Consider the following 12,331-nt stretch of genomic DNA (forward strand, 5'->3'; position numbering starts at 1 on the left):
CCAGTAATAGCAGGTTAGTAAGTCAATACCAGTAGCCAATACCAGTAAGCCAACACCCATATGTAAATAAGTAGAATATTGAGTAAGTTGTTATGAGCACAAGAGATGAAGTTGACCAAACCAAACAATGGCTAGAGCAAGTAATTATTGGGCTCAATTTTTGTCCATTCGCAAAAAAAGAGTTTGTTAATCAAACTATTCATTATTTTACTAGCGATAAAGAACAGCTAAAGTCAGCGCTAGTTGAATTTTTATCGCAATGTCACTACTTGCATGACAATCCTGAAATAGAAACGAGTTTATTAATCTATAATCAAGGTTTTAGAGACTTTAATCGCTTTTTAGACTTGGTTGATTATGCCAATGACATTATTGTTGATCATAGTTTTGAAGGCATATTCCAAGTGGCTACCTTTCACCCTGAATATTGCTTTGCTGACGCTGATTATGACGATGCGGGCAATTTCACCAATCGTTCTCCCTATCCCACCTTACATTTAATTCGTGAACACAGCATGGAAAAAGTGCTTAGTGTCTATAAAAACCCTGAGAGCATTCCAGATAATAATATCGCTTTAGCCAAGAAGAAAGGCGCTCACTATTTTAAAACCTTGTTGATGAATATCAAAAACAATGCTTAGCCTTTTATAAGGTTAAACACTGTTATCAGCAAGTCAGTTTCAAGGCATCAATATCGCCGGTAAGTTGGTATTTATGCCGTCAAGTTAACGGGTTTACCCTATAACCTTGGTAAACTGGATAGGCTGAATGTTAATAACTTTTCTCTGCTTATTCACAGGCAGTGGTGAATTACGATATACTGGTAGCAATTAAGACAAGCGTCACTGATACGCTTACTCATTAGGTAATATTTTTGTGGAAAAACTTCCGGTTGAAAACGTTGGTGGTAGTGTCGAAGAAGCTGTAAAAGGTGAATATAGCCTTGATGTAGCGACTATATTGAAAGAAGGCTGGCAAATAACCTTAAAATCGCGCATGGCGATTAATTTGGGACTGTTTACCTGTTTGATGATTGGCATGTTGGTTTCATTGTTAGTGAGCAGCCAGTTGGGTGGCATTGAAGTGGCCATTCAAGATCAAAGATCAGCGACTTTACTTAATATTATCGTTACTTTAGTGGTTTATCCTTTTATCGTTGGTGTTGAAATGATGGGTATTTTCCATTCAGTTGGCTTAAAAACCAGACCAAAATTGGTTTTTGGCTTTTTAAAGCGAGGCAGCTGGGTTGCTGTTAGTGCCTTATTAACCTCAACTTTGGTTACCATAGGTTTAACATTATTTTACTTGCCTGGCATATTTTTGGCGGTAGCCTTGTCACTCGCATTGCCTTTGGTGGTAGAAAAAAAAATGTCACCTATAAAAGCCATTTCAATAAGCATTCAAGCTACGCGTTTTCAATGGTTCAAAATTTTCGCTATTTATCTGATACTGGCTTTGGCTGTACTGATATCCGCTTTACCTGTTGTAATGTCCGGTGAATCTGAATTTAGCTTTATCGCTATCGCATTTTTCTTATTTTGTTTAGCTTACATAGTGCCGTTGTTTTATAACGTAAAGGGAATTTTATACCGAGAAATATTTGGTTTACAGATGGAAATAGCCGCTGATCAAACCAAGACCATAAATGACACCTTTTCGGCCTGATTTACCGTATGTTTTTAGTAAATGAGACTAAAGATAATTGTATGAGGAGCTATTAGCTTGACGATATTTAATAAGCAAAATCTCTTAGGTTTTATTTTTTTAGTTTTGCTAAGTATGGGTTTAATCGCACCTTTTACCTTCTTACCTTTGCCTGAAAGTATGCCGACTGAAGAGCCAGTGTCGGTAATACCGAAAACGAAAGCGGTTAAGAAGGTCATTAAAATAGTTGAGCAACCGTTACACACGGTCACTTTACCCGACTTTGCTAAAATTCGTGATGTAAAAGAGAAGAAACGTCGTTTTTTTGCTTTTATTAAACCCGCAGTACAGGCTGAAAATAAAAAAATACTGATCTTGCGTGCTGAAGTGGCGCGCTTAATTGCGCAATTAAGCTTAGAACAGCCCTTTAGTGCGGAAGAACACACGTTAGTAAGCAGTTTGAGCAAAAAATATAAAGTCAGTGAAAAGTTTTCTCTGTTAAGACAATTATATGAATTACAGCTTAAAATTGACATTATTCCATTAGCCCTTGTTTTAGTGCAAGCGGCCAATGAATCTGCTTGGGGAACCTCTCGTTTTGCTCGAATAGGCTTAAACTTTTTTGGTGTGTGGTGTTATAGGGAAGGTTGCGGCATGGTGCCAGGTAGCCGTAATACCGGCGCTAAGCATGAAGTCGCCGCTTATAGCTCTATTAGTTTAGGTGTCGCACGTTATTTGCATAATATTAATACTAACGGTGCCTATACGGTATTTAGATCGATTAGAGGCCAATTACGCGATCAAAACCAACCGCTAGCGCCAGAAATTCTTGCAACAGGATTAATGCGTTATTCTGAACGTGGCATAGATTATGTGTTGGAATTAACTGATATGATCCGCCATAATCGACATTACTTCGCGCTATATAATAAATAAGCGCTATGTAAATGTGCTATTCCTAATTTAGGTATAAAAATAGATTTATAAATAAATTCAAATATCATGTCGGTTAAAAAATTTTCGCTTGAATTGCTTTGAAAAAGTAGTACTTCCTCAGTTTTTTATCAGCAAAAGTAATCACCTCTAACTTAATAATAGCCTTATTATTATGCTATCACAGGTAACCGTTTTACATTATTTACCTTAAGGACATTATCGTCATATACTTTTGGCTAAAAGCTGTTAAAACTTCAGCGCATAATCTAGTTTAAGTTATTAAACAAGAAAAGTTGAACTAGGCGTTTAATGACCCAATTCAACTTTATGCTAGTGATGTTAGCTGATATTAATCTACATCAAGTGGTGAAATGTAACCATCGGGTTTTAATGCTAATACATCACAATTTAGCCTATCAATAACATGCTCTGCGGTGTTACCAATTAGCGCTGCCGATAAACCGGTACGGCCAATAGTACCAAGAATGACTAATTCTGCATCTAATTCAGCGGCTATGCTTTGAATGATATCTTCTGGTAAACCCTCTTTAATATGGGTGTTTTCTGGCGCAATATTAAAGGCAGTTGCATGTGCTAACATCGCTTTTTGATGATGTTTTAACATCGAGCGATTATAATCACTGGCATTAAACTCTGGGATTTCTATGGCGATATTTACTGGCGTCCCCGGGAATGAGTTAACTAGGTGTAAATTAGCTTTCATGACTTGGGTCAGCTGTTTAGCTTCTGCAGTGATTTTGTTATTAAGTGCTTTATGTTCTTCCTCTTCACTACCAATGTTTAACGCCGCAAGAATATTACCGTTATCAGGCCACAAATGCTCTTTCACGAGTAAAACAGGGCAAGGACATTTGCGCAGAATATGCCAATCGGTAGGCGTAAATATGACAGATTTGAATTTGTCGTGTTGATGAGTCCCTTTAATGACAATGTCATAACCATTATCGAGTACTTGAGCAATAATTTGCTCAAAGGGACGGTTATGCCATATAACCCGACAATCGATAGAAATTCCGCTTAAATCAAGATCAGCGAGTAAAGACTCTAGCCATTGAGTGCGATCATTAATAACTGATTGGCGCATGGCTTCACGCTCATCACTTGACAGCATGGTGGTCATTTCATAAGAAAAATCATAGATGGTCAAAAATGCGGTAATGCTAGCGCCTGTTTTACGCGCTAATTCTATCGCTCGATTTACCGCTTTCTGCTCTTCTGTTGTTGGGTCAACAATCGCGAGTATTTTTTGATACTTTTCCATGGCTAATTCCTTTATCAATTGTCTACTAGTGTTATAACAATAGTCTACTTTGAGGCAATAATAGTTGTCTTAAATCAAATTATTATGCTATCGGTGATAAATAATATTTCACGCTAAGCATAGCGTGAAATACCTTAATAAGGCAATGTAGAAAAGCAGGTGTTAGCGTGACATTAAAGTGCGGCGCATGCGTTTAATTTGTCGAAACTTAAAATAGTAATGAGTTTACCATCAACGGCAATTAAACCATTTTTATGAAAGCGGTTAAGCAAACGGCTGATGGTTTCAACCGTTAAACCAATATAGTTACCAATATCACTGCGGGTCATAGATAAACGAAACTCAGATGGAGATAAACCACGGGCATGGTAACGAATACTTAAGGTACTGATAAATGTTGCTAGTCGTTGCTCGGCATTTTTACGATTAAGTAATGTTAGCATTTCTTGATCTTCACGGATCTCAGTACTCATCATACGTAAAATTTGTTTTTTTAATTTTGGCATGCTGTTCGATAAATTATCGAGCGTATTGTAAGGGATCTCACAAACCATTGAGGTTTCTAGCGCTTTAGCGAAACTTGGATGTTGAGCATTGGCAATAGCATCAAAGCCAAGCAAATCACCCGCTAAATGAAAACCAGTAATTTGTTCTTCACCGTGTTTACTAATGGTGTAGGTTTTAAATGTGCCCGAACGTATGGCGTAAAGCGCATGCATGGGTTGACCGTCGTTAAATATTTGCTCACCTTTATGGATCGGCAGCTTACGGTCGATAATATTATCTAACGTTTCTAACTCTTTATCATTGAGAGAAAAGGGTAAGCATAATTCACTAAGACTACAGTTTTGGCAGTGAATATGTTGATGAATAGTGCATGATTTATAACTCATAATATCCTTTAAAATTTTTCATGATGTACGCATGAATTTTTCCATGATTTTTTATATATATAATGTCCATATCAGGCACTTTATATATATAAAATAAGTATAGTATAGATGCCGTATGAAATCACTAAGCTGGCTGCTATCTTTCTAAATAGTGTATGACTCAATAATGATTTAATACTTATGGTGCCTAGTGATACTGAAAGTAAGGCAGGCAAGGTGCCTAGTCCAAAGAAAAACATGATCAAGGCACCATCAAGGGCATCGGCACTAGCCAATGCCCAAGTTAGTGTAGAATATACCAAGCCACAAGGTAACCAGCCCCATAGTGCGCCTAAAGCGAAAGCACTTTGTACGTTTTTAATGGGAATAAATTTTTTAGTCTGTGGTGCTATGTAACGCCAAATATTTTTACCTAAATGTTCGACGCGGCTTAACCACATAAACCACTGGCCTAAATACAAACCTAATAAGATAAGAAAAACACCCGCAATAGTTTTTAACAACGAAACAGGTAATCCGATATTTTTGGTCGCCATTGAGCTGGTGAATGCGACAAGAGCGCCAATAAGACTATAAGAGGCGATACGACCAAAGTTATAGGCCAATATAATGGCGTATTTTTTATGCCGAGAGGTATCAGAAATCGCCGTCGTCAGCATGGTGCTAATACCACCACACATCACTATACAATGGCCGGAGCCTAATAATCCGATGATAAATGCGGAGAAAAAATCAAGGCTCATAAACTATTTTTTGACCTGTGCGTCTGCTTGCTCTTGTGAGGTATTTGTTTTGTCTATCTGTGGTGTTATTGGCGTAGCATTATTGCTTTGATGAATGCTTTTTTTATCATGATCATCTTCAAATAAAATACTCATGCCTTGCTTTTCTAAATCATCAAATTGCTCAGTTTTTACCGCCCAAAAAAAGAGATAAATACCAATAGCGGTAAGTAAAATAGCAATGGGAATTAATACGTATATCACACTCATTTTTTTAATAACCTTAAAGAATTACTTACCACTAGTATTGAACTGGCCGACATGCCAATGACTGCCATATATGGCGCTATATAGCCCATAACCGCTAATGGCAATACAATGGCATTATAACTAAAAGCCCAAAGGTAATTTTGCTTTATAATTCGCGCAGTATTTAACGATACCTGTCGCAGTGTTTGCACACCTTTGAGTTTATTGTTCAGTAATATCACATCCGCACCACTTTTAGCAATATCAGTGCCACTGCCCATGGCAATGGACAAATGCGCCGCGCCCAATACTGGGGTATCGTTTACGCCATCACCTATCATAGCTACAGCATGCGAGGCTTGCTGTAGTTTAATCGCGTTGACTTTGTCTTGTGCAGACAAATCTGCTTGTACGCTATTAAGGTGCAGCTTTGCTTGTAATTTATCACAGCCTTGTTGATGATCACCCGATAACATGACAGTTTTAATGTTTTCATGATGTAAAAAATTAATTAATGCCTTGGCATCTTCACGCAGACCATCATGTAAATAAAATTCAGCAACTAAGTTATCATCTTGCATTAATACGCACTGCGCACTGTGCGCACTGTTGTCATTATTACTGAGCAGCCATGAGTTTTTACCAATTCTGTAATGCTGATTATTAACCTCACCAGAAATACCAGCACCTGGCGCAACCACCACTTGAGTTGCTGTTTGGCTAAAATCACGAAACTGGCTAAAGGCTTTTGCTAGGGGGTGAGCAGAGTGTGCCTCTAACGCCGCCGCAATAGCCAACACTTGTTGTTGCCCATCTGGAGTGTTTTTATCTGCAAATGCGCCATAAGTTTTGACTTCTGTAATGGTAAATTCACCCGTCGTTAAGGTGCCGGTTTTATCAAAAGCCATCACCTCAATTTCAGGCATAGTTTCTAGCACATGTGCTGATTTAATCATGATCCCTTCACGGTTAAGGCGAGTGGTTGCACAAGTTAATGCCGTAGGTGTTGCTAATGACAGAGCACAGGGACAAGTTACCACTAAAACAGATAAGGTGATCCAAAACGCTTCTGCTGGTTGATGTTGAGACCAATATATTGCGGTAGCAATGGCAACAACTAGGATAAGAGCAACAAAATATTGGGCTATTTTATCGGACAATTGCGCCAATTTAGGTTTATGACTTTGGGCACTTTCACTTAAGCGAATTAATTGGCTTAAAAATGATTCTTGGTTACTGTGGCTAACTTTTGCTGTTAAATTACCATCACCATTTATGGTACCGGCATAAAGATTATCTAGCGTTGTTTTATGCAACGGTAGTTGCTCACCAGAGAGCATGGCTTCATTGATTTGGCTAGTGCCGGTTATTATTTCGCAATCTGCGGGTATGGTTTCACCGGGCTTTATTAAAATAATATCATCGGCTTTTAAATGTGTTGCTGAGATAAAGCGTTCAATACCCTGTTCAATTTTAGTGGCGGTCATCGGCATTAATTTTAATAAATTTGCCGAGATGTCAGCAGCGCGGCTGCGGGCCCTAAACTCTAGAAATTTACCAATCAGTAATAAAAAGGTAAACATGGAAACAGACTCGAAATACACTTCACCTTGCTGGGTAAATGTAGCCCAAACGCTAGCAAGAAAAGCCAGGCTAATCGCAATAGAAACAGGTACATCCATTGAAAGTTGTCGCGCTTTCAAGGCAAAAAAAGCACTTTTATAAAACGGAAAAGCGCCATAGCTAACAATGGGTAGGGTTAAGAAAAGACTGGCCCAGCGCAAATACTGTACGTTGTACTCAGCCATATCGGCAAAAGCACCAAAGTATAAGCCAAATGCGATCATCATGACTTGCATCATTAAAATGCCTGAAATACCTAAGCGTTTAATAAAGTTTTTTGCTTGTTTTTTATTGGCCTTTTCAGCTGTACTGGCTTTAAAGGGGAGAGCATGATAGCCAATTTTATCAATTAAACTCAGTATTTCACTGAGTTTTACTTGGTTTTCTTGCCACTGGACTGTTGCTCTTTGTGTCGTGGCGTTAACATTAATGTTATTAACGCCAGCGAGTTTTCTGATTTGCATTTCTATTAACCAAGCACATGCTGAACAACTTATACCTTCAATGGTTAATATAGTTTCTTTAAAACCATCATGATAATAAGCAAACTCGTTTTGTAAGCTTTCATCATCCAGAATTTTATTGCGTTGCAGTTGTTCAGGTATTAATACTTCGCCTTTTTGTGCTGGCGCACTGCGAAAACGGTAATAGTCAGTTAAATTGTTGTCGACAATCGTTTGTGCTACCGCTTGGCAACCTATGCAGCACATAGGTTGATTAATATTTTCAATACTCGTGGTTAAATTAATGCCATTGGGTACGGGCTCACCGCAATGAAAACAGTCTAGGTTCATTAAGCTTGGCTCATTAATTTGCTTGGGCTGTGTCCGGTGCTATCGCAATAAAATCGGATTGAGGTAGGGTGATCACAGCTTGAATTTTCCAGTGATTTTCAAACGGAGTGATGGTTACCTGCCATTTACCAGCCACATTTTTATCAGCTTCAAAAATATGGGTAAAGTTACCGTTGCCATCAGGTGTTAATACTAAAGAAAAATCTCTATCCGCTAGGGTTGGGTGATAAAAATTGACATTAAGTAAGGGAAATTCTTTTTCAATACCCGTTGGGCGAATAATAAGCTGATCGTCAACCAGTTTTAAACCAAAGCTCATCCCAAGCTTTTGCGCTTGTTTAATTTTACCCAATTCAAGGTTAATCGCTTTACCTTTTTTATAATAATCTCCAACGACCAAAGTGTCAGGATTAGTATTGGCAATAATGAAGGTGGCAATGCCGGCAACTACCACGGTAAAAGGCAATATAAATACAAACCATGCCCAAGGTTCTCGGTACCAAGATGTTTTCATGAAAATTTCTTCTTTGCTGAGAGAATGAGTATTATACGACTATTCTTAAGTGCTAACTATTAAAAAGTGTTAACTATTAAAAAGCGCTAATCTAGTGAACTTTACTCTTTTTTTAAATAAAAAAGCCTTAGTACATTACAGTTCCAAGGCTTTGTATTTAATGATTACTTTAATTTTTATTCGTGCGATAAACTATAAATATAAGCGCTGATGACGTGAATTTTTTGTTCACCTAGGATTTTATCCCAAGCCGGCATTACGCCAGCACGACCATTAGCAATTGACATTTCAACGGCACGTGGCGAACCACCATATAACCAAATATTATCTGTTAAGTTAGGCGCACCCAATGCAATACCCATTGCATCACTACCTTTGCCTTCGCTACCGTGACAAGCTGCACACATGGCAAATTTAACTTTACCCGCTTCTGCTGCTTTGGTGTCAACTTCACGACCACTTAAACTCAAGACATAGGCGGTAACTTCTTTAACACCTTGTTCGCCGCCTAATGCTGCACTCCAAGCTATCATGCCATTTGCCTTACGACCATGGATAAGAGTCGCTTTGATCATTTCAGGTGAACCACCGTATAACCAATCTTTATCAGCTAGATTAGGAAAACCAGTAGCACCACGTGCATCAGAACCATGACACTGAGAACAGTTTTGTAAATACAAGCGTTGTCCGACTTTACGTGCAGAGGTTGCTTCATCATCATTAGCGGTTGCTAAGTCAATAATTTTACGCTCTGCATAGGCATCAAAAATAGGGCCATATTTTTCACCGGCAGCAGCAACTTCTCGGTCGTACTGTACTAACATGCCCGCTGCTTTCGCATTAGCAATACTTGCTTTAGATTCTGATAAATTTAAAATGCCTTGGTTAGAACTCTTCCAACCTAATAGGCCTTGAAAGTTACCTAAACCTGGATAAAGCAGTAAATAGCCAAAACCCCAGATAATGGTTAATAAGAAGAAAGTACTCCACCATTTCGGTAATGGGTTGTTCAATTCTTCAATACCGTCAAAGACATGACCCGTAGGCTCACCTTCTTCAACACCTGCAAAGTTCTTTAAGCAATAGTTCAATAGTAGATAACAACCCACTAATGTACCCAAGGTAAGAACGGTAATCCAAATACTCCAGAAGCTAGACATTGTTATTAGTCTCCTGTTTGTTATTTTTGTCAGAGTGCTTTAATTCAGTTTCAGTATCTTCTTCAAAAATTGAATTTGCCGCTTCATCAAACGCTGATTTGCGTTTTTTTGAATACGACCAAACCACAATGACAATAAATAATGCCAATATTAATAGGGCAACTAGCCCTCTAAGCGTGCCGTAGTCTATAGTTATCATTTCAGCGCATGACCTAGAGATTGTAAATATGCAATTAATGCTGTCATCTCTGTTTTACCTGCAACTGCATTTTTTGCATTAGCCAGCTCAGTTTCAGAGTAAAGCGGAATAGCATTACCTTGCTCGTCTTTATGGCTACGATTACGGGTTAAGAAATTAAATGTTGATAATTTCTTCTCCGTTAATTCGCCGTCAAGCTTAGTCTCAGCTAACCATTTAAACGAAGGCATATTTGACTCAGGTACAACTGAACGAGGGTCAAGTAAATGCGCAAGATGCCAATCGTCGCTGTAACGACCACCAACACGGGCTAAATCAGGGCCTGTTCGTTTAGAACCCCATAAAAATGGATGTTCCCATACACCTTCACCAGCAACAGAGTAGTGACCGTAACGCTCTGTTTCAGCACGAAAAGGGCGGATCATTTGGCTGTGACAAACATTGCAACCTTCGCGAATATAAATGTCACGACCTTCCATCTCTAAAGCGGTATAAGGTCTTAGGTTATCAACCGGTGTGGTGGTGGCTTTTTGAAAGAACAAAGGTGTAATTTCAACTAAACCACCAATGCTGATTGCAAGAATAGTAAAGATAGCAAACAGACCAACATTTTTTTCAAACTTTTCATGTTTATTTTTCATTGTCGGCTCCTTAGCTTATTTCAAGTGGCTTAAGACTATTGTCTTTAGCATAGACTGTTTTGTACATGTTATAAGCCATCAATAAGAAACCAATAACAACCAATACACCACCAACAAAACGCATAAAGTAGAAGGGTTTAGAGGCAACTAAACTTTCAACAAAGCTGTAAGTTAATGTTCCATCAGTATTAACAGCTCTCCACATTAACCCTTGCATGACACCCGAGATCCACATAGCGACTATGTACAAAACGATACCTGATGTGTGTAACCAGAAATGCACGTTAATCAACCTAGTGCTGTACATACGACCTTGATTAAATAACACAGGAATTAAGTGATACATAGCACCAATTGTCACCATAGCAACCCAGCCTAAAGCACCTGAATGTACATGACCTATAGTCCAATCTGTGTAATGAGATAATGCATTCACCGATTTAATCGCCATCATAGGGCCTTCAAAGGTAGACATACCGTAAAAGGATAATGAAACAATTAAGAAGCGCAAAATTGGGTCGTAGCGAAGTTTATGCCACGCACCAGAAAGCGTCATAATACCGTTAATCATACCACCCCAAGAAGGTAAGAATAATACGATTGACATCACCATACCTACTGACTGAGCCCAATCAGGTAGTGCAGTGTAATGTAAGTGATGAGGACCGGCCCAAATGTACAATGAAATTAATGCCCAAAAATGAACAATTGATAAACGGTAAGAATAAACTGGACGTTCAGCTTGTTTCGGTACGAAGTAATACATCATACCCAAGAAACCAGCCGTCAGTAAGAAGCCTACGGCATTGTGTCCATACCACCACTGCATCATGGCATCGATAGCGCCAGAATATATTGAGTAGGACTTAAACATCGACACCGGAATAACCATGCTATTTCCGATGTGTAAAACGGCTACAGTGAGAATGAAACCACCAAAAAACCAGTTTGCAACATAGATGTGAGATGTATTACGTTTGACTAAGGTGCCAAAAAACACAATGGCGTAACTAATCCAAACCACAGCAATTAAAATGTCAATCGGCCATTCTAATTCGGCATACTCCTTACTTGAAGTGTAACCCATAGGTAAAGTGATAATGGCAAGCACGATAACCGCTTGCCAGCCCCAAAAGGTAAAGGCGACTAATTTGCCACCAAACAAAACTGATTTACAGGTGCGCTGAACAACATAATATGAAGTAGCGAAGAGTGCACTGGTGCCAAAAGCAAAAATTACCACATTGGTATGCAGTGGACGAAGACGAGAATAGGTTAGCCAAGGTGTTTCAAAATTTAGTGCCGGCCAAATTAATTGCGCGGCAATAAGTACACCTAATGCAGTACCAAAGATCCCCCAAATAACTGTCATTACGGTGAATTGACGCACCACATTGAAGTTATATGCCGGATGTTCAAGCGTTGTTGTCATTTTTATTGTTCCGTTACTAAGTTAAATTTTGCAATTTTCTGTAAAAAATAAACTTTTTCATGAAAAATGCTGAGAAGCTACGTAATTTTACCTTTCGCCTATGCCATAAATCAACCGTAAATCTTGATTTAAATCAACAAAAAAATTCTGTTGCTGCAATATTGTTCAATAAGTTAATAAGCAAGTGCTGATTAATTTTTTTACTCGTTTTTTTATTAGAAAAAGAAGACCATTTAAAATGG

General features: G+C 38.5%; 13 protein-coding genes. 3 read left to right on the forward strand and 10 right to left on the reverse strand.

Translation table 11 applies throughout. The annotated features are described in order from the left end of the window. Nucleotides 1-92: 92 nt before the first annotated feature. The 3 genes from H4J41_RS08130 (at nt 93) to H4J41_RS08140 (ending at nt 2,580) form a co-directional block, all read left to right on the forward strand. Complete coding sequence (locus H4J41_RS08130) at nt 93-641, forward strand: DUF1415 domain-containing protein (protein ID WP_182136319.1); 549 nt, start codon at nt 93-95, stop codon at nt 639-641. Between the two features lie 235 nt (nt 642-876). After that, nucleotides 877-1,665 (forward strand): hypothetical protein, encoded by a 789-nt coding sequence (locus tag H4J41_RS08135; protein WP_182136320.1) that lies wholly within the window; start codon nt 877-879, stop codon nt 1,663-1,665. Between the two features lie 57 nt (nt 1,666-1,722). Beyond that, nucleotides 1,723-2,580, forward strand: coding sequence for a glucosaminidase domain-containing protein (locus H4J41_RS08140; protein WP_259364581.1), 858 nt, complete (start codon nt 1,723-1,725; stop codon nt 2,578-2,580). Nucleotides 2,581-2,929: 349 nt separating this feature from the next. Here H4J41_RS08140 and uspE read toward each other — a convergent pair whose 3' ends face one another. The 10 genes from uspE to ccoN form a co-directional block, all read right to left on the reverse strand. Beyond that, complete coding sequence (uspE, locus tag H4J41_RS08145) at nt 2,930-3,862, reverse strand: universal stress protein UspE (RefSeq protein ID WP_182136321.1); 933 nt, start codon at nt 3,860-3,862, stop codon at nt 2,930-2,932. 173 nt (nt 3,863-4,035) lie between these two features. Beyond that, the gene (gene fnr / locus H4J41_RS08150) at nt 4,036-4,755 is read right to left on the reverse strand and encodes a fumarate/nitrate reduction transcriptional regulator Fnr (RefSeq protein WP_182136322.1); all 720 of its coding nucleotides are present in this window, start codon (nt 4,753-4,755) and stop codon (nt 4,036-4,038) included. A gap of 80 nt (nt 4,756-4,835) precedes the next feature. Further along, complete coding sequence (locus H4J41_RS08155; RefSeq protein ID WP_182136323.1) at nt 4,836-5,498, reverse strand: sulfite exporter TauE/SafE family protein; 663 nt, start codon at nt 5,496-5,498, stop codon at nt 4,836-4,838. Nucleotides 5,499-5,501: 3 nt separating this feature from the next. Then, nucleotides 5,502-5,747 (reverse strand): cbb3-type cytochrome oxidase assembly protein CcoS, encoded by a 246-nt coding sequence (gene ccoS / locus H4J41_RS08160; RefSeq protein WP_182136324.1) that lies wholly within the window; start codon nt 5,745-5,747, stop codon nt 5,502-5,504. Continuing rightward, nucleotides 5,744-8,143 (reverse strand): heavy metal translocating P-type ATPase, encoded by a 2,400-nt coding sequence (locus H4J41_RS08165; RefSeq protein WP_182136325.1) that lies wholly within the window; start codon nt 8,141-8,143, stop codon nt 5,744-5,746. Before H4J41_RS08165 ends, ccoS begins: the two co-directional genes overlap by 4 nt. A 13-nt stretch (nt 8,144-8,156) precedes the next feature. Beyond that, on the reverse strand, nt 8,157-8,657 hold the full coding sequence (locus H4J41_RS08170) for a FixH family protein (protein WP_182136326.1): 501 nt from the start codon (nt 8,655-8,657) through the stop codon (nt 8,157-8,159). A 176-nt stretch (nt 8,658-8,833) separates the two neighbouring features. Further along, nucleotides 8,834-9,817, reverse strand: coding sequence for a cytochrome-c oxidase, cbb3-type subunit III (ccoP, locus tag H4J41_RS08175; RefSeq protein WP_182136327.1), 984 nt, complete (start codon nt 9,815-9,817; stop codon nt 8,834-8,836). After that, a complete protein-coding gene (locus tag H4J41_RS08180) occupies nt 9,810-10,016 on the reverse strand; it encodes a cbb3-type cytochrome c oxidase subunit 3 (RefSeq protein ID WP_220461033.1) in 207 nt (68 codons plus the stop codon). Before H4J41_RS08180 ends, ccoP begins: the two co-directional genes overlap by 8 nt. Then, complete coding sequence (gene ccoO, locus H4J41_RS08185) at nt 10,013-10,657, reverse strand: cytochrome-c oxidase, cbb3-type subunit II (protein WP_182136328.1); 645 nt, start codon at nt 10,655-10,657, stop codon at nt 10,013-10,015. Before ccoO ends, H4J41_RS08180 begins: the two co-directional genes overlap by 4 nt. 10 nt (nt 10,658-10,667) lie before the next feature. Beyond that, nucleotides 10,668-12,089 carry a cytochrome-c oxidase, cbb3-type subunit I gene (gene ccoN, locus H4J41_RS08190; RefSeq protein ID WP_182136329.1) on the reverse strand — a complete coding sequence of 474 codons (1,422 nt, stop codon included), beginning with the start codon at nt 12,087-12,089 and terminating at the stop codon, nt 10,668-10,670. Between the last annotated feature and the right edge of the window lie 242 nt (nt 12,090-12,331).

Origin of the sequence: Colwellia sp. MB3u-45, from assembly GCF_014077005.1 — a bacterium.
Taxonomy (GTDB): Bacteria; Pseudomonadota; Gammaproteobacteria; order Enterobacterales; family Alteromonadaceae; genus Cognaticolwellia.